The organism is Martelella sp. FOR1707, assembly GCF_053484265.1.
On the sequence record NZ_JBAKFP010000006.1, the window covers coordinates 26,148 to 45,137 of the forward strand.

The 18,990-nt window shown below is 62.8% G+C and carries 16 protein-coding genes; 11 read left to right on the forward strand and 5 right to left on the reverse strand.

Annotation, left to right across the window (positions count from 1 at the left end; translation table 11 throughout):
- The first annotated feature begins 77 nt into the window (after nucleotides 1–77).
- A complete protein-coding gene (locus tag V6765_RS17175) occupies nucleotides 78–1,325 on the forward strand; it encodes a hypothetical protein (protein WP_448430985.1) in 1,248 nt (415 codons plus the stop codon).
- On the opposite strand, the gene V6765_RS17180 is transcribed toward V6765_RS17175, so the two are convergent.
- Entirely contained in the window at nucleotides 1,319–2,230 is a 912-nt protein-coding gene (locus V6765_RS17180) for a helix-turn-helix domain-containing protein (RefSeq protein ID WP_448430987.1), read from the reverse strand. The two genes, V6765_RS17175 and V6765_RS17180, sit on opposite strands and share 7 nt — an antisense overlap.
- A 94-nt stretch (nucleotides 2,231–2,324) precedes the next feature.
- Between V6765_RS17180 and melA the strand changes: the two genes are divergently transcribed.
- From melA to V6765_RS17225, 9 genes are all read left to right on the forward strand, one after another.
- Entirely contained in the window at nucleotides 2,325–3,641 is a 1,317-nt protein-coding gene (melA, locus tag V6765_RS17185) for an alpha-galactosidase (RefSeq protein ID WP_448430989.1), read from the forward strand.
- Between the two features lie 462 nt (nucleotides 3,642–4,103).
- Nucleotides 4,104–4,898: a DeoR/GlpR family DNA-binding transcription regulator gene (locus tag V6765_RS17190; RefSeq protein WP_448430991.1), complete on the forward strand. Its 795-nt coding sequence runs from the start codon at nucleotides 4,104–4,106 to the stop codon at nucleotides 4,896–4,898.
- Nucleotides 4,895–5,842, forward strand: coding sequence for an N-acetylglucosamine kinase (locus V6765_RS17195; protein WP_448430993.1), 948 nt, complete (start codon nucleotides 4,895–4,897; stop codon nucleotides 5,840–5,842). The genes V6765_RS17190 and V6765_RS17195 overlap by 4 nt, the downstream gene beginning before the upstream one ends.
- A 29-nt stretch (nucleotides 5,843–5,871) precedes the next feature.
- Entirely contained in the window at nucleotides 5,872–7,128 is a 1,257-nt protein-coding gene (locus V6765_RS17200) for an ABC transporter substrate-binding protein (RefSeq protein WP_448430995.1), read from the forward strand.
- Nucleotides 7,125–8,039: a carbohydrate ABC transporter permease gene (locus tag V6765_RS17205; RefSeq protein ID WP_448430997.1), complete on the forward strand. Its 915-nt coding sequence runs from the start codon at nucleotides 7,125–7,127 to the stop codon at nucleotides 8,037–8,039. Before V6765_RS17200 ends, V6765_RS17205 begins: the two co-directional genes overlap by 4 nt.
- A gap of 23 nt (nucleotides 8,040–8,062) precedes the next feature.
- Nucleotides 8,063–8,896 (forward strand): carbohydrate ABC transporter permease, encoded by an 834-nt coding sequence (locus V6765_RS17210; protein ID WP_448431505.1) that lies wholly within the window; start codon nucleotides 8,063–8,065, stop codon nucleotides 8,894–8,896.
- A gap of 12 nt (nucleotides 8,897–8,908) precedes the next feature.
- Nucleotides 8,909–9,859, forward strand: a complete 951-nt coding sequence (locus V6765_RS17215; protein ID WP_448430999.1) for an SIS domain-containing protein — start codon at nucleotides 8,909–8,911, stop codon at nucleotides 9,857–9,859.
- Nucleotides 9,856–11,172 carry a D-tagatose-bisphosphate aldolase, class II, non-catalytic subunit gene (locus tag V6765_RS17220; RefSeq protein WP_448431001.1) on the forward strand — a complete coding sequence of 439 codons (1,317 nt, stop codon included), beginning with the start codon at nucleotides 9,856–9,858 and terminating at the stop codon, nucleotides 11,170–11,172. The genes V6765_RS17215 and V6765_RS17220 overlap by 4 nt, the downstream gene beginning before the upstream one ends.
- 46 nt (nucleotides 11,173–11,218) lie before the next feature.
- Nucleotides 11,219–12,280 (forward strand): ABC transporter ATP-binding protein, encoded by a 1,062-nt coding sequence (locus V6765_RS17225; RefSeq protein WP_448431003.1) that lies wholly within the window; start codon nucleotides 11,219–11,221, stop codon nucleotides 12,278–12,280.
- A gap of 258 nt (nucleotides 12,281–12,538) precedes the next feature.
- On the opposite strand, the gene V6765_RS17230 is transcribed toward V6765_RS17225, so the two are convergent.
- The 4 genes from V6765_RS17230 to aspS form a co-directional block, all read right to left on the reverse strand.
- Nucleotides 12,539–13,318 carry an ATP-binding cassette domain-containing protein gene (locus V6765_RS17230; RefSeq protein ID WP_448431005.1) on the reverse strand — a complete coding sequence of 260 codons (780 nt, stop codon included), beginning with the start codon at nucleotides 13,316–13,318 and terminating at the stop codon, nucleotides 12,539–12,541.
- A gap of 1 nt (nucleotide 13,319) precedes the next feature.
- The gene (locus V6765_RS17235) at nucleotides 13,320–14,420 is read right to left on the reverse strand and encodes an ABC transporter permease (protein WP_448431507.1); all 1,101 of its coding nucleotides are present in this window, start codon (nucleotides 14,418–14,420) and stop codon (nucleotides 13,320–13,322) included.
- Nucleotides 14,421–14,565: 145 nt separating this feature from the next.
- Entirely contained in the window at nucleotides 14,566–15,513 is a 948-nt protein-coding gene (locus tag V6765_RS17240) for a sugar ABC transporter substrate-binding protein (RefSeq protein ID WP_448431007.1), read from the reverse strand.
- Between the two features lie 304 nt (nucleotides 15,514–15,817).
- On the reverse strand, nucleotides 15,818–17,605 hold the full coding sequence (aspS, locus tag V6765_RS17245) for an aspartate--tRNA ligase (protein WP_448431009.1): 1,788 nt from the start codon (nucleotides 17,603–17,605) through the stop codon (nucleotides 15,818–15,820).
- A 234-nt stretch (nucleotides 17,606–17,839) separates the two neighbouring features.
- On the opposite strand from aspS, the gene rnd reads away from it, so the two are divergent.
- The gene (gene rnd / locus V6765_RS17250; RefSeq protein WP_448431011.1) at nucleotides 17,840–18,985 is read left to right on the forward strand and encodes a ribonuclease D; all 1,146 of its coding nucleotides are present in this window, start codon (nucleotides 17,840–17,842) and stop codon (nucleotides 18,983–18,985) included.
- The last annotated feature ends 5 nt before the right edge of the window (nucleotides 18,986–18,990 follow it).

Consider the following 18,990-nt stretch of genomic DNA (forward strand, 5'->3'; position numbering starts at 1 on the left):
ATTCATAGCAAAATTGCAATTCGGCCTTATATGGCCAATAAACCGCAACGCAACATCTAATTTTCAGGGAGCACTTCATGCCCACATCACGTCTCACGCAGCTTCTTCTCGCAGGCAGTTTTCTGGCCGCATCGGGCGCTCCCGCGTTTGCTCTCGATACCGATGATCTGATGGCCAAGCTGAAAGCCGTCACCGAAAAACAGTCGAACATCACCTTCACCTATGACAGCGTCGAGGAAGGTTCGGATGGCAGCGTGACGATCTCCGGCATGGAATTCGCCCCCGTGGCCGGCGCGGGCGAGGAGATGGAAGAGTTCAAGCAGAAGACGCCGATCACGCTCAACCTTCAGGACGTTCAGGAAAATGCCGACGGCAGCTACCTAATTGGCAAGTCGATGGCGTCCGACATGGCCTTCATGATGGAAGACGCGGAAATCGCCATCGCCTCGTACACCGAGACCAGTATCCATGTTCCCGCCAGCGCCGATCTCGCGGTTCTTTCCGGCTGGGGCTATGGCGAAAGCACGGAGGTCAAGAACATCAGCGTCACCGTCGACGGCGACAAGCTGCTGACGATCGATGATGCTTCCGCCAAGCAGAATTTCAACGATGCGCGGACCAAGGCCGATTATCTCGCGGACGTCACCGGGATTTCGCTCGACCTTTCGCAAGTCGACGACCTGAAGGCCGACGCCCGCGCGACGCTGGAGGAACTCGATCTCCTGCAGACCACGTCCACATTCACGATCAGCGGGAACTGGGATCTGGAAACGGGCGATCTCAATGTCGCCACCTACAGCCTCGCCACGGAAAATGTCGGCACGCTCGACTTCGGCATGGGACTGACCGGCGTCACGCTGGAAACGCTGGAAACGCTGCAGAAGATTTCAGAGATCGCCCAAAGCGAGGAGATGGAGGAGGCCCCTGCGGACGGTACCTCATCGGAACAGGAAAATCCCTACCAAGCCGAATTGATGCAGCTCGGCCAGACCATCGGCGTCAGCGGCCTGTCGATCAAGTTCACCGATGACAGCATCACCAACCGTCTGATCGAAACGATCGCCAAAGAGAAGAACCTCTCGACCGATGCGCTGATTTCCGAGTGGAAGGGGCAGATGACGGCCGGCCTCGCCGGGCTGGAAATGCCGGACCTTGCCGCCTCCGTCTCGTCCGCGGTCGACAGCTATCTGGCCAACCCGCAGAACTTCTCCGTCAGCATCAAGCCGCAGATGCAGATGCCGGTGCTGGCCGTGGTGATGGCGGGCGCCGCCGCGCCCAAGGCGATCCCCCAGCTTCTCAATCTTGAGATCAAGGCCAATCAGTAAAAAGAAAAGCCCCGGCGGAACGTCTGCCGGGGCTTTTCAACGCCCACCTCATCCTTACGCGACAGCGCCCTGCGGAAGGCAAGCGGGGTCTGGCCGGTGCGCGCCTTGAACAATTCGTAAAACCGGCTGCTCGACCCGAAACCGCAATCATAGGCGATCGTGAGGATCGGGTCCTCGGTGTCGACCAGCCTCTGCATGGCGCGCGCCACCCGGTAGCGGGTGAGATATTCGTTCACCGAAAGGCCGAGCACGTCGCGGAAGGCCTTGTTGGCGGTGCTCGGATGGATGCCGGCGCGGGCGGCGAGATCCGGCATCGAAACGGGCTCGCCGTAATGACTGTTGACCAGATCGGTCAGCGCCTCGACATGGCGGACGGCGGCAGCGACCGCTGCCGTCCCCGCCTCCCCGCCTGAAAGCCGGCCGGTTTCGACGCAATCGAGGATGAAGCGGCGCACCCTCAGCGCGATTTCCTCCCGCAGCAGGCTCCTGCGTTGCGGCCCGCCCTTGTTCCACTCCTCCACCCAGCGCGTGGCGACGAAGCCATCATGGCGCGTTGACGTCGGATCTGACAGGAAGCCGCCCTGCATGGTGAAGCGCCGCGCGTCGCGATCAACCGGCAGCGAAAGAAAATCGGCAAGCGGCAGGTAGATGACGATCAGGGCCGCGTTGTCGGTGACCGCAATTGTCTGGTGCGGGATCGCGGCCCAGAACAGCACCAGCCGGCCCGCCTCTACCTCCTCTCGCCGCCCGTTGAAGAGGTAGGTCATCTCACCTTCAAGCAGCAGGTTGAGCTCGACGTGATCGTGCCAGTGGGCCGCCGGCATGGCGGTCGCGATATGGCGCTCGATCATGAAATCGCCGCGCGCCAGCGTCAGGTCGTCCACCTCATTATTATCCGAGGTCATCGCTCGCCACTCCAATCCCGGACTAATCCATACAATCGCCGGAGGAAAATCTTGTTTTGGAGATATAGCTTCGCCGAAAAGAAAGGAACCCACCATGACCAAAATCTGCCTTGTCGGCGCGGGAAGCACCGTTTTCGCCCAGAACATTCTCGGCGATGTACTGTCCTCCGATCTCCCCGGCGAAATCGCCATCAGCCTGTTCGACATCGATTCCGAGCGGCTGAAGACCTCCGAAATCGTCACCCGCCGCATCTGCGCGGCGCTCGGCCTTGCCGATATCCGCGTCGAGGCGACGCTTGACCGACGGCAGGCTCTGAAGGGCTCCGATTTCGTGATCCTGATGATGCAGGTCGGCGGCTACGAACCCGCCACCGTCACCGATTTCGACGTGCCGAAACAGTTCGGCCTGCGCCAGACGATCGCTGATACGCTCGGCATCGGCGGCATCTTCCGCGGGCTGCGCACCATCCCCGTGCTGGAGGCGATCTGCCGCGACATGGAGGATGTCTGCCCGAACGCGCTTCTGATGCAATACGTGAACCCGATGGCGATCAATTGCTGGGCGATCAAGGAGATCGCGCCGGAAATCCGCACCGTCGGCCTCTGCCACAGCGTGCAGCACACCGCCGGCCAGCTCGCCTCCTATCTCGGCGAGGATGTCGCGAACATCAATTACCTCTCGGCCGGCATCAACCACATCGCCTTCTTCCTGAAATATGAAAAGCTCCACGCCGACGGCTCCCGCGAGGATCTCTATCCGCGCCTGCGCCAGCTTCTCGCGGACGGCAAGGTGCCGGACGACGACCGCGTGCGCTTCGACGCGCTGAAACGGCTTGGCCATTTCGTCACCGAATCCAGCGAGCATTTTTCGGAATATACCTCCTGGTATATCAAGGATGGCCGGAACGACCTTATCGACCAGTTCAACATTCCGCTCGACGAATATATCCGCCGCTGCAAGGAGCAGATCGCCGAATGGCACGCGCTGCGCAAGGAGCTTGAGGGCGACAAGCCGATCGAGGTGTGCCGCAGCAATGAATATGCCGCCGGCATCATCCACGCCGCCGTCACCGGCAAGCCGGCGCTGATCTACGGCAACGTGCCCAATAACGGCCTGATCTCCAATCTCCCGGATGAATGCATCGTCGAAGTGCCCTGCCATGTGGACCATAACGGCATTCAGCCGATGCAGATCGGCCGGGTCCCGACCCAGCTCGCGGCGGTGATGAAACTCAGCATTTCGGTGCAGGAACTGACGGTAGAGGCCGCGCTGACCAAAGACCGCGACCGCATCTACCAGGCCGCCCTGCTCGACCCGCACACATCGGCCGAGCTTTCCCCGGATGAAATCTGGAAACTGGTCGACGGGCTGATAGAGCGACATGGGGACCTGCTGCCGGCCTATAGCTAGACTCGTGCACACTGGCTGCGCCTTCCTCACCTCCGTTATGCCCGCCTTGAGCCGGGATGACGACAGAGTGGGAGGCGATGCCGCGATATCGCTATTCACGACCATTCCATTCGGTTCCCGCAGCCGGCGACAGCAATGTCGCCGGCTCAGCTTTTTGAGAAGCGTCTCCCATATTCCGGGTCATCCTCGGGCTTGACCCGAGGATCCAGGCCGCCCGGCAAGGGCTGGTTATAGAGTTTAGCAATTTCAGTAGCTTAACCGCCTGGATGCTCGGATCAAGTCCGAGCATGACGCAAGAATGAAGGGCCGATGACAGACGATGGTCAAAGCTTGGGGCTTTGCCAGCAGTCTGAGCCGGCGACAGCAATGTCGCCGGCTTTTTCGATCATAATAAATCACAAAACTGATTGACAATGATCGTTTCGATCATCATTGTGATCGAAAATAACACGGGGAATGCGGATGTCACAGCCACAGGGCGTCAAGGTCGATCGTCTCGAAGCGATACGCAGCCATCTTTATGTGAACGGGTTTTCCGCGATCCAGGATCTGGCGGATGCGATCGGCGCATCGCTCGCCACCGTAAGGCGCGATCTGCAAATCCTCGAACAGGAAGGCTCGATCGTGCGGGTCCATGGCGGCGCGCGCATCGCCGAGGGCTCCTCGGTGGAAATGGCGTTCCAGGCCCGCGAGAAGCGCAATCTCGCCGCCAAGCGGGCGATTGCCACGGCGGCCTATGAGACGCTTCAGCCGCGCTCCGCAATCTTCCTTGATGCCGGCACCACGGTTCTGCAGCTTGCCCGGCTGATCCGCATCAGCCCGATCCCGCTGCGCATTTTCACCAACGGCCTGATCGTCGCGCAGGAATTTCTGAACATTCCAAATCTCGAAGTCACGCTGCTCGGCGGCCAGTTGCGCAGCGAAAATGCCTCGCTGGTCGGCCCGCAGGCGGAAGCGATGCTGGACCTGATCTGGTTCGATCAGCTTTTCCTGGGCGCGAGCGCGATCGGCTCCGATGGCGCGATCTACAGCATCGACAATGGCGAGGCCCATCTCAACCGGCGCATGCTGACCCGCTCGGCGCGCTGCTTCGTGCTGGCCGACGCCACCAAGTTCGACACGATGGCGACCTACAAGGTCGCCCCCCTCACCGAAGCTCACGTCATCACCGATTCCGCCATTTCGCAGAAGTGGCGCGATCATTTCGGCGACAACGGGATCGAGAACACGATCGTCGAGGCAGGAGCGAACGGATGACCGACGGCCTGATCCTCGGCATTGACGGCGGCGGCACGAAGGTGCTCGTCGCCCTTGCCGACAGGACGGGGCGGATCGTGAAGACGGCCCGCGGCGGCGGCGTCAATCCGATGGACAACCCCGGCTGGCGCGAAGTCCTCGATATGGTGCTGCGTCCCTTTACCGAGACCGCCGAAATCCAGGCGGTGGCGGCAGCGCTGCCGGCCTATGGCGAGGTGGCCCGACTCTCCGCCCTTCAGGAACAGGCGATTGCCGAGGCCTTCCCGGCGGCGAAACGACATGTGCTGAACGACGTGGAAGCCGCCCATTTCGGCGCGCTGTCTGGCCGTCCGGGCATCCTCATCCTTTCCGGCACCGGCTCCATGGCCTGGGCGCGCGATGCAGATGGCCGCTCCGCCCGCGTCGGCGGCTGGGGCGATATGATCGGCGACGAGGGCAGCGCTTACGCCATCGGCCGCACCGCCCTCAGCCTCGTCAGCCAGGCGATCGACGGACGAGCGCAACCGACCGCGCTGACCGACGCGGTCTTCGAGGCCCTTTCCCTCGACAGGGCCGACCCGATGAACGCGCTCGGCGGCTGGGTGACCGGTCTTGAACGTCCGCGCGCCGGTATCGCTGCCCTTGCAGAAGTGGTCGACCGCGTCGCCCGAACCGGCGATGAAGGCGCAAACGCGCTGATGGAACAGGCCGCCGACGATCTTGCGCGGCATTTCACGGCCATCGCCCCGCACTGCGCGAGCGATGCCGACTGGAGCTATGCCGGCGGCACGTTCGCAAGCCCGGTTCTGCTTGCCGCGCTGACGCGCCGGATCGGCCGCGCGCCGGTTCCACCCCGACTTTCACCCATTGGCGGCGCGCTGCTGGCGGCCGCCCAATGTCTCGGCTGGCCGCTCGAAGATGGCTTTGTCGGGCAAATCGCCTCCGCCCGAAACGGGACGGATTGAACTCTCCAAAAACCAGACAGGACGGGAACATGAACAGACTGCTTTTATCACTCGCAACCTCGACAGCCATGCTGCTCGCCATCCCGGCGATGGCCGATGACGCCAAGCCGCTTGCCGGCGAATCCATCACGGTGCTTCTGCCCTCCCCGCAGGGCGCCAATATCGCCGCCGACTTCGAGGAAGACACCGGCATCCACGTCGACCTGCAGACGCTCTCGTGGGACGATATCCGCCTCAAGCTCGTTACCGGCCTCGTTGCCGGCACCGCGCCCGCCGATGTGACCGAGTTCGACTGGTCCTGGACCGGCCAGTTCGCAGCCGCCGACTGGTACACACCGCTGAACGACGTGATTGACGCCGAAACGATTGAGGATATCGGCGTTTCCAAGATCTTCACCGTTGATGGCGAAGTCCTCGGCATTCCCTACACCAACGACTTCCGCGTCATGCTGATCAACAAGGCCCAGTTCGAGGAAGCCGGCATCACCGAAGCGCCGAAGACGCTGGACGAACTTGTCGCCGACGCCAAGAAGATCAAGGAAGCCGGCATCGTCGAATATCCGATCGGCCTGCCGCTTTCGGCGACCGAAGGCGCATCCACGAGCTGGTATCTTTTGACCAAGGCCTTTGGCGGCGAGCTGTTCGACGCCGATTTCAAGCCGCTGTTCACCGCACCGGATTCAGCCGGTTACAAGGCGCTGGAATTCGAACTGATGCTTCTGGAAGAAGGTCTCATCGATCCCGCGTCGGTCAGCCTTACCGACAGCCAGATCAATGACAGCATGTTCTCGCAGGGCCAGACCAGCGTGATGATCTCGGGCGAGCCTGGCCGCCTCGGCCAGATGAACGATCCGGATCAGTCCAAGGTCGCCGGCGAGGTCGAGGCCATTCTGGTGCCGACGGCAAGCGGCGAGACACGCAGCTTCGGCCTGCCTGAAGCGCTCGGCATTCCCGCAAGTTCGCAGAACAAGGAAGCGGCGGTCGAGTTCATCAAGTGGTTCACCTCCAAGGACTTCCAGGAAGAAAACTACGCAAACGGCTTCCTGCCGACCCGCACCTCGGTGCTCTCGGCCGTCAACGAGACCGGCGTGATGCATTCGGGCGACGTGCTTGTCGAACAGTCAACCACGGTCGAGCCGCTGTTCCAGCAGGGCACGCCGCAGTGGTATCCGGAGTTTTCGAGCGCCGTGAACACCTCGATCAACAGCGCCGCCAAGGGCCAGATCACGGTTGAGGAAGCAATGCAGAACATTGCCGATGCAGCCGAGCAGGCCATGGCCCAATGACATCTGCCGCCTCCACAATGCGAGGCAAGCGCGGTATCGGCTTCAATGCCGATACCATGCTCGGCCTGCTTCTGGCCGCGCCGATCCTGATCACCATGGCGTCGCTGGTCTTCTATCCAATGCTGGTCACGAGTTGGGACAGCCTGCATCGCGTCAATCCGATGCAGCCGGGCACGCCGTTCGTCGGCCTTGCCAACTACACCCGCATGCTCTCCGACAAACAGCTCGGTATGAGCTGGATGAACACGTTTTCCTACGTGATCCTCGCCGTTCTCGCCGAGACCGTTTTCGGCGTGCTGGCCGCCGCCCTGATCAATCAGGTCAAGGTCGGGCGCCAGTGGATCCTCGCCGCCGTCATCCTGCCCTGGGCGCTGCCCGGCGTGGTCAACGCGGTGATCTGGCTCTGGATCTACCAGCCGGGCGCCGGCCTTTTGAACGGTATCCTCACCTCCCTTGGGCTGCCCTTCGAAAACCACATCTGGTTCAACGACCGCACCAGCGCGATCATGGCGGTCACCGTGGTCCATGTCTGGCGCATGATGCCGCTCACCATCGTCATCGTTCTCGCCGCCATGCAGAGCATTCCCGACCATCTCTATCAGGCCGCCCGCATCGATGGCGCGACCAATCTGCAGATGCTGACGCTGGTGACGCTTCCTCTGGTGCGTAGCGCGATCGCGGTCTCGATGACCAACGCCACGGTGCAGGCCTTCAACCTTTTCGACGAGGCATGGGTTCTCGCCGGCGCAAGTCTCGAAACACGGCCCGTGCTGGTGCAGATCTATCTCGAGACCTTCCAGAACCTGCGCTTCTCCTACGGCATGGCGCTTTCGCTGACGATCACCTTCGTCTCCCTTCTGGTGTCGCTGGTCTATGTCCTCCGCGTCTATCGCAACACTCGGTATGATTGATGAAACAGTCTCTTGCCTATCGGATGATGATCTGGGTCGGCCTGGCCGTGCTGCTGATCTGGTCGCTGGGACCGGTCTACTGGACCTTCGCCAGCGCGCTGACGCCGACCGAGGATTTCTCGGCCCGCCCGATCCATTTCTTCCCGCAAAACATCACCTTCGATCACTTCGCCCGCATTTTCGGCATCGGCATCGATCGCATCGGCGGGGTCGAGGTCTGGGCGCAGTTCCGCGCGGCGCTGTTCAACTCGATCGTGACCTCGGCGCTGGCGACGGTGCTGTGCGTGGCGATCTCCGCGCTCGGCGCCTATGCCTTCACCCGGCTCGAATTTCCCGGCCGCAAGACCCTGTTCATCCTGGTGGTGGCCACGCTTGCGATCCCGGCCTATGCGGTACTGATCCCGCTTTACCGGATCCTGATCAGCCTGCACATGATCGACACTTATACCGGCATCGCGCTGATCTATGTGTCGGCCTATCTGCCGCTGTCGCTCTGGCTGCTTCGAAGCGTGTTCGAATCTCTTCCCATCGCGCTCGAGGAAGCAGCCCAGCTCGATGGCGCGGGTCGGCTCTACATCTTCTTCAACATCGTGCTGCCGCTGGCGGGACCGGGGCTGACGGCAACCGCCATCCTCACCTTCCTCGGCGCATGGGGCCAGTACCTCATTCCGTTGATCTTCTCGCCGGCGCAAACCAAGCCGCTGACGGTGCTGATCCCCGAATTCGTAACAAAAAACTTCGTCGACTACGGCCTGATCACGGCAAGCGGTTCCGTTGCCATCATCATCCCTGCCCTCGTCGTCATTTTCCTGAACCGATATCTCGTCAGCGGTCTGCTGGCAGGTTCGGTCAAATAAACCGGAGACAACATGAACACGACTGAAAAAGTGATTTTCGAGCAATTCCCCTATTGGGAAAAGGCGATCACTTGGAAACCCGGTTCGCATGACGCAGCGCTGACCGTCATCGTCGGCTGCGGCACATCCTATAACCTCGCATTGTCGCTCGCGGCCTATTTCAATCTCGCCGGCCGCGCAGCGATCGCGGTTCCGGGCGCCGAATGGCTGAGCCGTCCGGAGGCATTCTTCCCCGACTGGCAGAACACCCATGTCATCGCGCTGTCGCGCAGCGGCGAAAGCACCGAAACGGTGGCGGCCGCCAAGGCAAGCCGCGCCGCCGGCGCCCATGTGACCGCCATTACCGTCGAGCCGGAAAGCCCGCTTGCGAAGAACTGCGATACGCTGGTGGTTTCGCCATCCCATCCCGACGAAGGCATCGTGATGTCGGTGTCCGCCAGCCTCATGCTGCTGCTCGGTCAGCGCATGATCGGCCAGGACATGACCACCGGCATCATCGACACCGCCCGCAAGCTGATGGACGATCTCGACGCAGCCCTTCCGCAGCTGATCGAGAACCGCTCGCATTTCGTCTTCCTCGGCGGCGGCCCGCTCTACGGCATCGCGCTTGAAGGCGCGCTGAAGCTGATGGAGATGAGCCAGACCGTGACCCAGGCCTTCCACCCGCTGGAATACCGTCACGGCCCGATCAGCCTCGTCAGTGAGGATACCGCCGTCGTCATGCTCTATTCCGACCAGAAGGCCGAGGAGGCCAAGGTGGTCAAGGAGCTTCAGGACAAGGGCGCGGTGGTGATCGGCCTCGGCGGTCCGGGCGATCTCTCGCTCGATCTCGACACCGGCCTTTCGCTTGCGGGGCTTGCCGTGCTGCCGGCGCTGCAGATCCTCGGTGAGCGGGTGGCGCAGATGAAAGGTCTCGACACCGTCTCCCCGCGCCATCTGACCAAGGTGGTGAAGCTCGCATGACCGAGCCTGTCGAACAAAACCGCCACGCCGCGCTCACCCGTCTTTTCGGCGCGCGCGGCGGCAGCCTGCCGCGCGGCATCACCTCGGTCTGTTCCGCCCATGCGCTGGTGATCGAGGCAGCACTCAGGCGCGCTGCTGCGGATGGCGCGGTGGCGCTGATCGAGGCCACCTGCAACCAGGTCAATCAGGACGGCGGATATACCGGCATGACGCCGGCGGATTTCCGCGCCTTTGTCGAAAAGATCGCCGGTGGGATCGGCTTTCCGGTCGAGCGCATCATTTTCGGCGGGGATCATCTTGGTCCCAACCCGTGGAAGAACCTCGCCGCAGACGACGCGATGGCGCGGGCCGAAACCATGATCGCAGCCTACGCCGCGGCGGGCTTCGAGAAGCTCCACCTCGACACCTCGATGGGTTGCGCCGGAGAACCGACAGCCCTTGCCGACGAGCTGACGGCGAAACGCGCCGCGAGGTTGGCGAAGGTCGCCGAACAGGCAGCCAAAGACGCCGGCCACCGGCCGCGGGTCTATATCATCGGCACAGAGGTGCCGCCGCCGGGCGGGGCGACCCACGCCCTTGACGACATCGAGCCGACCGATGCCGAGGCCGTGAAGAACACCTATGCCGTTCACCGCGATGCTTTCGCCGGCGCCGGCATTGCCGAAGCGCTGGACCGCGTGGTGGGCATCGTCGTGCAGCCGGGCGTCGAGTTCGGCAATGCCAATGTGGCGATCTACAAGCCCGAGCGGGCCCGCGCGCTGGTCGGCGCGCTCAGTGACCTGCCCGGCCTGATCTACGAGGCCCATTCCACCGACTACCAGCCGGTGGAGGCGCTGACGCAACTCGTCGATGACGGCTTCGCGATCCTCAAGGTCGGTCCCGGCCTGACCTTTGCGCTCCGCGAGGCGCTTTACGGCCTCGACGCGATTGCCGCCACGCTTGATGGCACGGATGGCCACGGGCCGCTGTTTACCGCCATGGAAAGCCTGATGCTGGAAAAACCCGGCCACTGGCGCTCCCACTACACGGGCTCGGATGCGGAACAGCGGCTGCAGCGCCATTTCAGCTACAGCGACCGGATCCGCTATTACTGGCCGGAAAAAGAAGCCGCCACGGCAATCGATGCGCTGTTTGCGCGCCTTGCCGGCGACATCCCCGAAACGCTGATCAGCCAGCATATGGCCCGGATCTATCCGGACGTGGTGACCGGCAAGGTCGCGCCGCGCGCGCGCGATCTGTGCCTTGCCGCGATCGACGCGGCCCTTATGCCCTACGCTCAAGCCACCGGCACAAAGACGAGGCAGGCCGCATGAACATGATAGGTGCTACGCGCCGCAAACTGGCAAGTGAGAAACCGATATGGCTTCAGTAGACGTAAGAAAGGTCCGCAAGAGCTACGGACATGTCGAAGTCCTGCATGGCGTGGATATCGACATCAAGGAGGGCGAGTTCGTCATTCTGGTCGGCCCGTCCGGCTGCGGAAAATCGACGCTCCTGCGCATGATCGCGGGACTTGAGGAAATCAGCGGCGGCGAGGTCGCGATCGGCGGCAAGGTCGTCAACGACGTCGCGCCGAAGCTGCGCGATATCGCCATGGTTTTCCAGTCCTACGCGCTCTACCCGCACATGACGGTGGAGGCAAATATGGGCTTTTCGCTGCGATTGGCGAAAGCACCGAAGGACGAGATCAAGCGCCGGGTCGGCGAGGCCGCCCAGATCCTCGGTCTGGAGAAGCTGCTCGACCGCTATCCCCGCAATCTCTCCGGCGGCCAGCGCCAGCGCGTTGCCATGGGCCGCGCGATCGTACGCCAGCCGCAGGTGTTCCTGTTCGACGAGCCGCTCTCCAATCTCGACGCCAAGCTGCGCGTCCAGATGCGCTCGGAGATCAAGCAGCTCCACCAGCGGCTCAAGACCACCATCGTCTACGTCACCCACGACCAGATCGAGGCCATGACCATGGCCGACCGGATCGTGGTGATGCGCGATGGCTATGTGGAACAGTACGGTACGCCGCTCGAACTTTACGCGACCCCGAAGAACGTGTTCGTGGCGGGCTTCATCGGCTCGCCGGGCATGAACCTTATCGAGGGCCGCATCAGCGCGGACGGTCCGCTTGAATTTGTCGGCAATGGCGGCGGACGGCTGCCCCTGCCAGCAGATTGCACGGTCGAACGCGGCCGGAAGGTGATCTACGGCATCCGTCCGGAGCACATCCTGCTCGACCAAAGCGGGATCGATGTCGAGGTGGTTGTGGTCGAGCCGACCGGCGCCGAAACCCAGATCATCTGCCGCATCGGCGAGGACGAAATCATGGTGGCCCAGCGCGAGTGGCTGACCGTCGGTTCCCACGACCGCCTCGTCATCAGACCGGATCTCGACAAGATCCACCTGTTCGATGCCGAGACCGGCGAGCGCATCTGACGGCGTCAGGTTTGGACATTGCGGGCAAGGCTATCGCGCATGGCCTTACCGCATAGCCCCCAAATACTCTCTCCCGCTGGCGGGAGAGATGCCCCGAAAGGGGCAGTGAGGGTGGCGCGGCTTTTCGTCTCGTGAGGGCGTTCGCGGCGATAGACTCCCCCCTCACTGTCGCTTTCGCGACATCTCTCCCCGCCGGGGCGAGAAGATTGGGGGGCTATGCGGCCGCGAACCGGGCACGATTGGTGCGTCGCCGTTACGTCACACAGTGCCTCCGAGCGAGCTTTCCAGTTCAACCATCTCGCGGCCGCCGGCCATCATGTCCTGCAGCTCCTCCGCGCCGATCTCGCCGCGTTTGGCGGTGCCGAGCGTGTGGCCGTGGTTGATGACGGTGAAGCGGTCGCCGACGGCGAGCGCGTGGCGGACATTGTGGGTGATGAAGATCACCCCGACGCCGGCCTTGCGGACCCGGTCGATGGTGGAGAGCACATTGGCGGTCTGGCGCACGCCGAGCGCCGAAGTCGGCTCGTCGAGGATCAGCACCCGCGCGCCGAAATAGACCGCGCGGGCAATCGCTACCGTCTGCCGCTCGCCGCCCGACAGCGTGCCGACGGCCTGATCGGCGGAGCGCAGGTGGATGCCCATCTTCGCCATTTCCTCGACCGTGATCGCGCCGGCCTTCTTGTGATCGAAGACCTTGACCGGGCCGAAGCGCTTCTCCGGCTCGCGGCCCATCCAGAAATTGCGGGTGACCGACATCAGCGGGATCATCGCGAGATCCTGGTAGACGGTCGCGATGCCCGCCGCCATCGCATCGCGCGGATCGTTGAAGCTGCGCTCCTTGCCATCGACAAGAATGCGCCCCGCACTTGGCTTGTGAACGCCCGACATGGTCTTGATGAAGGTCGATTTGCCGGCGCCGTTATCGCCGAGAAGGCAATGGCATTCTCCGGCGAAAACCGAAAGCGACACCCCGGAAAGCGCGATGACGGGGCCGAAATGTTTCTCGATATCGACAAGTTCGATCAGCGGTTCGCTCATATCAGCGTTCTCCCGTGATGCGGCGGCGGATATAGGTGTTGAGGATCACCGCCAGAAGCAGGATGACGCCGAGGAACACCCTGAAAAGCGAGCTTTCGACGCCGGCGAAGAACAGGCCCTGCTGAACCACGCCGAAGATCAGCGCGCCGAGCGCAGCACCAATGACGGAGCCATAGCCGCCGGTGAGCAACGCGCCGCCGATGACCACCGAAATGATCGCCTCGAACTCCTTCAGAAGGCCTCGGTCGGCCGCAGCCGAGCCGAACTCCATCACCTGGCAGGTGGCGAAAACGGTGGCGCAGAACGCCGTCAGCATGAACATCAGGATCTTTACCCGGTTCACCGGCACGCCGACATAGCGCGCCGCCTGGGCATCGCCGCCGGCGGCAAAGATCCAGTTGCCGAACTTGGTGCGCACAAGAATGAAATGGCCGATGATGATCAGCACCAGCGCCCAGACCATCAGCATCGGAATGCCCTCGACCACCGGTTGGCCGGCGCGGGGGCCTGCCACGAACGTGCCGATCATGTCATGCTCAGCAAGCCAGGAGAACAGTCCCTTCAGCACCGTTCCGCCGAAGAGTGAAGCCAGCCAGTCGCCCTCGGCAGCCTCGCGCACCCCACCGATGATGGTCTTCGATGTGGTGGCGATCGCGATATAGATCGTCAGCCCCCGCAGGATGAACAGGAAGGCGAGCGTGACGATGAAGGAGGGTAGCCCGGTTCGGATCACCAGATAGCCGTTGAGCGCGCCGATCGCGAGCGCCAGGGCGAAGGCCGCGAGAATGGCGAGCCAGGCCGGAACGCCAAGCTGCACCGTCAGAAGCGCAATGATAATGCCGGAAAAGCCGATCATCGAGCCGATGGAAAGATCAAACTCGCCGGCGATCATGAGCAGGCAGGCGCCGACGGCAATGATGGCGAACTGCGCCGAGACGGTGCCCCAGTTGATGAAGCCCTCGGCGGAAAACATGCCGCTGTCGCCGGCAATGAAGATGAACAGCACGAACACAAGAATGGTGCCGCAGATGCTGCCGAGTTCCGGGCGCACCAGCGCCTTGCGCCAGCGTGGCACCGCGCGCATGCGCTCCTCGGCGACCATTTCCTCGATCGGCTTGCGTGTTTCGGACATGGGCTCGATCATTCCTTCTGGCAGGCAAAGAGGCGGCAGCACAGCGGCGCGCAATCCTCTTGGCGTTTGGCAGGAAAACGCCGCGCGCCCGCAATGGGCTCGCGGCGCCTGTCATTTAGCGGTACTGACCGGCGTATTTCTCAACCAGTTCGATATTGTCCTTGGTGGTGAAACCGGGACCCGAATTGATCGAGTTGGACGGCATGACGCCGTAACGCGCGTAGTTCGTCAGAAGGACCACCGGCAGATAGCCCTGCAGATAGGGCTGCTGGTCGATCGCGAAGTTGATCGTGCCGGCCTTGATGGCGTCAGCGATCGCAGTCGAAAGGTCGAACGTGCCGAAATAGATCTCGCCCGACTGGCCGCTTTCCTCCAGCGCCGCCAGCGTCGGCTCGGCGGAGTTGGGGCCAAGCGTCAGGATGGCGCCTGTGTCAGGGTGAGAGCTGAGATAGGCTGAAACCTTCGACTTGACTTCCGACGGGTCCATGCCGCTGTCGATCATCTGCTCGCCGAGCTCGACGCCGAGACCATCGGCAAAGCCCTGGCAACGCTCAACCGAAGCCGGGTTTGTGATGTAGTGGTTGACGCAAAGGAAGCTCGAAGCGCCCGATTCCTTCTTGGCGCGCTCGCCCGCAAGCTTGCCAGCGGTGTATTCCGGCTGGCCGACATGCATCATCGCGCCGAGCTGCTTGGACTGCTCCTCGGTGCCGGAGTTGATGGTGATGACCGGAATGCCCTTGGCGACGGCGTCCGATACCGGGCCGGACAGCACGTCATAATCGGCGATGGTGACGATGATGCCGTCGGGGTTCGAGGCGGTCGCCTGCTGGACGATGCGCGCCATATCGGCAAGGTCGCCGGTGGCCGGGTTGCGGTATTCGACTTCGACATCCATCTGGTCGCCCGCCACATTGATGGCGTTCTTGATGGTGTTCCACCAGCTATCGCTGTCCGGCGCGTGCGAGATCAGCACGAAACGCTCGCCTTCGGCCTGGGCCGCGGCGGGCAACATGGCGCCAAACGCGAGTGCCGTGGCCGCAAGGGCCAGTAATTGCTTCTTCATGGATTCCTCCCGTTCAAAACCGGGGCCATCTCCTCACGGCCTGCCGGCTTTCTCCCAAACGCGGCCCGCTCCCCGTGCCGCTCGAAAAAGAATTTATATTCCATTCTTTTTCACTTCAATATTTATTTGCCATTTTATGCTTTGCACGGGTGGGCATTAGCATAAAGTATAACAAGCTCATCCGGCGGGCGCGGAAAGACAGGGCCCGCTCCGCCCCGTCAATACGGGCAGGAGACCTTTCGCCCAAAACGGAAAACCCCGGCGATCGCTCACCGGGGCTTCTCAAAACGCAATGACTGGACTCTCAGTCCTTCTTCTGCGGTATCAGCCGCAGGCCGAGTTCGCGAAGCTGCGCCGGCTCGGCCTCGGAGGGCCCGCCCATCAGCAGATCCTGGGCCTGCTGGTTCATCGGGAACAGCGCGACCTCGCGCACGGTCTTCGCGCCGGCGAGCAGCATCACGATACGGTCGATGCCGAAGGCGCAGCCGCCATGCGGGGGCGCGCCGTACTGGAAGGCGCGGTAGAGACCGCCGAACTGCTCTTCCACATCGGCAGCGCTCTTGCCGGTGATCTCGAACGCCTTGACCATGACTTCCGGCAGCTGGTTACGGATCGAGCCGGAGGCGATCTCGTAGCCGTTACAGACGGCGTCATACTGATAGGCCTTGATCGTCAGCGGATCGTCGTTCTCAAGCGCCTCAAGGCCGCCCCGCGGCATCGAGAACGGGTTGTGCGAGAAATCGACCTTCTTTTCGTCTTCCAGCCATTCGTAGAACGGGAAGTCGACAATCCAGCAGAGTTCGAACCGGTCCTTGTCGGTCAGGCCCAATTCGTCGCCGACGCGGATGCGCGCATCGCCCGCGAACCGGTGGAACTTCGCCGGCTCGCCGGCAACGAAGAAGCAGGCATCACCCTCATCCAGACCGAGTTGCGCGCGGATCGCCTCGGTGCGCTCCGGACCGATATTCTTGGCGAGCGGCCCGGCGCCCGTCAGGTCTTCGCCTTCCTTGCGCCAGAAGATATAGCCCAGCCCCGGCTGGCCTTGGCCCTGCGCCCAGGAATTCATCCGGTCGCAGAAGGCGCGGGAGCCGCCGGTCTTGGCGGGAATGGCCCAGACCTCGACCTTCGGGTTCTTCTCGATCATCCCGGCGAACACCTTGAAGCCGGAGCCGGCAAAGTGTTCGGTGACCGCTTCCATCACGATCGGGTTCCTGAGGTCCGGCTTGTCGGAGCCATATTTGCGGATCGCCTCGTCATAGGGAATGCGCGGCCATTTCTTGGTGACCGGCTTGCCCTCGGCGAATTTTTCGAAGACGCCGGTCATCACCGGCTCCATCGTGTCCCAGACGTCTTCCTGGGTGACGAAGCTCATCTCGACGTCGAGCTGGTAGAATTCGCCCGGAAGGCGGTCGGCACGCGGGTCTTCGTCGCGGAAGCACGGCGCGATCTGGAAATAGCGGTCGAAACCCGCGACCATCAGAAGCTGCTTGTACTGCTGCGGGGCCTGCGGGAGCGCGTAGAACTTGCCCTGATGGATGCGGCTCGGCACCAGGAAGTCGCGCGCGCCTTCGGGCGAAGAGGCCGTCAGGATCGGCGTCGAATATTCGCCGAAGCCGGCATCGGCCATCGCGGACCGCATCGAAGCGACGATCTTGGTGCGCTTGACGATGTTGGCGTGCAGCGTCTCGCGGCGCAGGTCCAGAAAGCGGTATTTCAGGCGGACGTCTTCCGGATAGTCCGGCTCGCCGAACACCGGAACCGGCAGTTCCTTGGCCGCCGACAGGACTTCGATTTCCTCAGCATAAAGCTCGATCTCGCCGGTCGCCATGTTCTTGTTGACGGTGTCCTCGGTACGGGCGCGCACCTTGCCGTCAACGCGAATCACCCACTCGCCGCGCACTTTCTCGGCGGTGGCGAAGGCGGGCGAATCCGGATCGGCGACCACCTGGGTCATGCCGTAATGGTCGCGCAGGTCGATGAAGAGCACGCCGCCATGGTCGCGCACGCGGTGCACCCAGCCGGAAAGGCGGGCGGTCTGGCCAACGTCGGACTTGTTGAGGGCGGCACAGGTATGGCTGCGGTAGCGGTGCATAATCTTTTCCGTAACGGGTTTTCGGGCGCGCGGAACGGCCCCGTATCATGAATTCGCGCGGAAAAGCGCATGACGGGGCCATTTTGTCAAGGAAAAGCCCCGCGGGAGGGCGGAAATCGGCCTGGTGAGAGGTCTCTCGACGGGTGGCGTTTTCGCGCTCCCGCCGCCCCTTCCCTTGACATCGCCGCCGCAAAGGCGAAGGAAAGGTGGCGAAAAACGAGACGATATTTGAAGATGATCGAAACCACTGCCGCCCTTGCCGAGGCTTGCGCCACGCTCGCCAAATCCGACTTCGTCACGATCGACACCGAGTTCATCCGCGAAAGCACCTTCTGGCCGGAGCTTTGCCTGATCCAGATGGCGAGCCCCGATCTGGAAGTGCTGGTGGACCCGCTGGCGAAGGGCATCGATCTCAAGCCGTTCTTCGCGCTGATGGCAGACACTTCGGTGGTGAAGGTTTTCCACGCGGCGCGGCAGGATCTCGAGATTGTCTATCATCTCGGCAACATGCTGCCCGCGCCGCTGTTCGACACGCAGGTGGCCGCCATGGTCTGCGGCTTCGGCGACAGCATTTCCTATGACCAACTGGTCTCCCGCATCACCGGCGCGCATATCGACAAGTCGTCGCGCTTTACAGACTGGCGCGCCCGTCCGCTGAACGACAAGCAGCTTTCCTATGCGCTCGCCGACGTCACCCATCTGCGCGATGTCTATCTCAAGCTGAAAGAGGAGCTTGAGCGCGAGGGCCGCACCGACTGGGTGGAAGAGGAGATGGCGATCCTCGAAAACCCGCAGACCTACGACCTGCCGCCGGAACAGGCCTGGACGCGGCTGAAGCTCCGCATCAAGAAGCCGCTCGATTTCGCGGTGATGCAGAAGGTCGCCGAATGGCGCGAGAACGAGGCGCGCGAGCGCAACCAGCCCCGCCGCCGGGTGCTGAAGGACGACACGATCTATGAAATCGCCCAGCAGCACCCGACCGAGCCGGAGGCGCTGGCAAAGCTTCGGATGATCCCCAAGGGCTGGGAACGCTCGCAGCCGGCGGCGGGCCTGCTGGAAGCGGTCAAGACGGCGCTCGCCATTCCGAAGGCCGAGCTGCCGCGCCTGCCCCGCCAGCCGCACATGCCCGAAGGGGCGGCCGCCGCGGCGGAGCTTTTGAAGGTGCTGCTGAAGATCGTTGCCGAGCAGAACCAGGTCGCCGCCCGCGTGATCGCGTCCTCCGACGATCTCGACAAGATCGCAGCCGAAGGCGAGAACGCCGATGTGGAAGCCATGAAGGGCTGGCGGCGCAAGCTTTACGGCGAGCCGGCGCTCAAGCTCCTGAACGGCGACGTCGCGCTGCGCTTCGTCGACAAGAAGGTCGAGATGATCGACGTCTGACACGA

Excerpts from the sequence above, each read along its gene's own strand:
- V6765_RS17175 (WP_448430985.1), top strand. The coding sequence starts at position 78 with ATGCCCACATCACGTCTCACGCAGCTTCTTCTCGCAGGCAGTTTTCTG.
- V6765_RS17180 (WP_448430987.1), bottom strand. The coding sequence starts at position 2,230 with ATGACCTCGGATAATAATGAGGTGGACGACCTGACGCTGGCGCGCGGC.
- melA (WP_448430989.1), top strand. The coding sequence starts at position 2,325 with ATGACCAAAATCTGCCTTGTCGGCGCGGGAAGCACCGTTTTCGCCCAG.
- V6765_RS17190 (WP_448430991.1), top strand. The coding sequence starts at position 4,104 with ATGTCACAGCCACAGGGCGTCAAGGTCGATCGTCTCGAAGCGATACGC.
- V6765_RS17195 (WP_448430993.1), top strand. The coding sequence starts at position 4,895 with ATGACCGACGGCCTGATCCTCGGCATTGACGGCGGCGGCACGAAGGTG.
- V6765_RS17200 (WP_448430995.1), top strand. The coding sequence starts at position 5,872 with ATGAACAGACTGCTTTTATCACTCGCAACCTCGACAGCCATGCTGCTC.
- V6765_RS17205 (WP_448430997.1), top strand. The coding sequence starts at position 7,125 with ATGACATCTGCCGCCTCCACAATGCGAGGCAAGCGCGGTATCGGCTTC.
- V6765_RS17210 (WP_448431505.1), top strand. The coding sequence starts at position 8,063 with ATGATGATCTGGGTCGGCCTGGCCGTGCTGCTGATCTGGTCGCTGGGA.
- V6765_RS17215 (WP_448430999.1), top strand. The coding sequence starts at position 8,909 with ATGAACACGACTGAAAAAGTGATTTTCGAGCAATTCCCCTATTGGGAA.
- V6765_RS17220 (WP_448431001.1), top strand. The coding sequence starts at position 9,856 with ATGACCGAGCCTGTCGAACAAAACCGCCACGCCGCGCTCACCCGTCTT.
- V6765_RS17225 (WP_448431003.1), top strand. The coding sequence starts at position 11,219 with ATGGCTTCAGTAGACGTAAGAAAGGTCCGCAAGAGCTACGGACATGTC.
- V6765_RS17230 (WP_448431005.1), bottom strand. The coding sequence starts at position 13,318 with ATGAGCGAACCGCTGATCGAACTTGTCGATATCGAGAAACATTTCGGC.
- V6765_RS17235 (WP_448431507.1), bottom strand. The coding sequence starts at position 14,420 with ATGGTCGCCGAGGAGCGCATGCGCGCGGTGCCACGCTGGCGCAAGGCG.
- V6765_RS17240 (WP_448431007.1), bottom strand. The coding sequence starts at position 15,513 with ATGAAGAAGCAATTACTGGCCCTTGCGGCCACGGCACTCGCGTTTGGC.
- aspS (WP_448431009.1), bottom strand. The coding sequence starts at position 17,605 with ATGCACCGCTACCGCAGCCATACCTGTGCCGCCCTCAACAAGTCCGAC.
- rnd (WP_448431011.1), top strand. The coding sequence starts at position 17,840 with ATGATCGAAACCACTGCCGCCCTTGCCGAGGCTTGCGCCACGCTCGCC.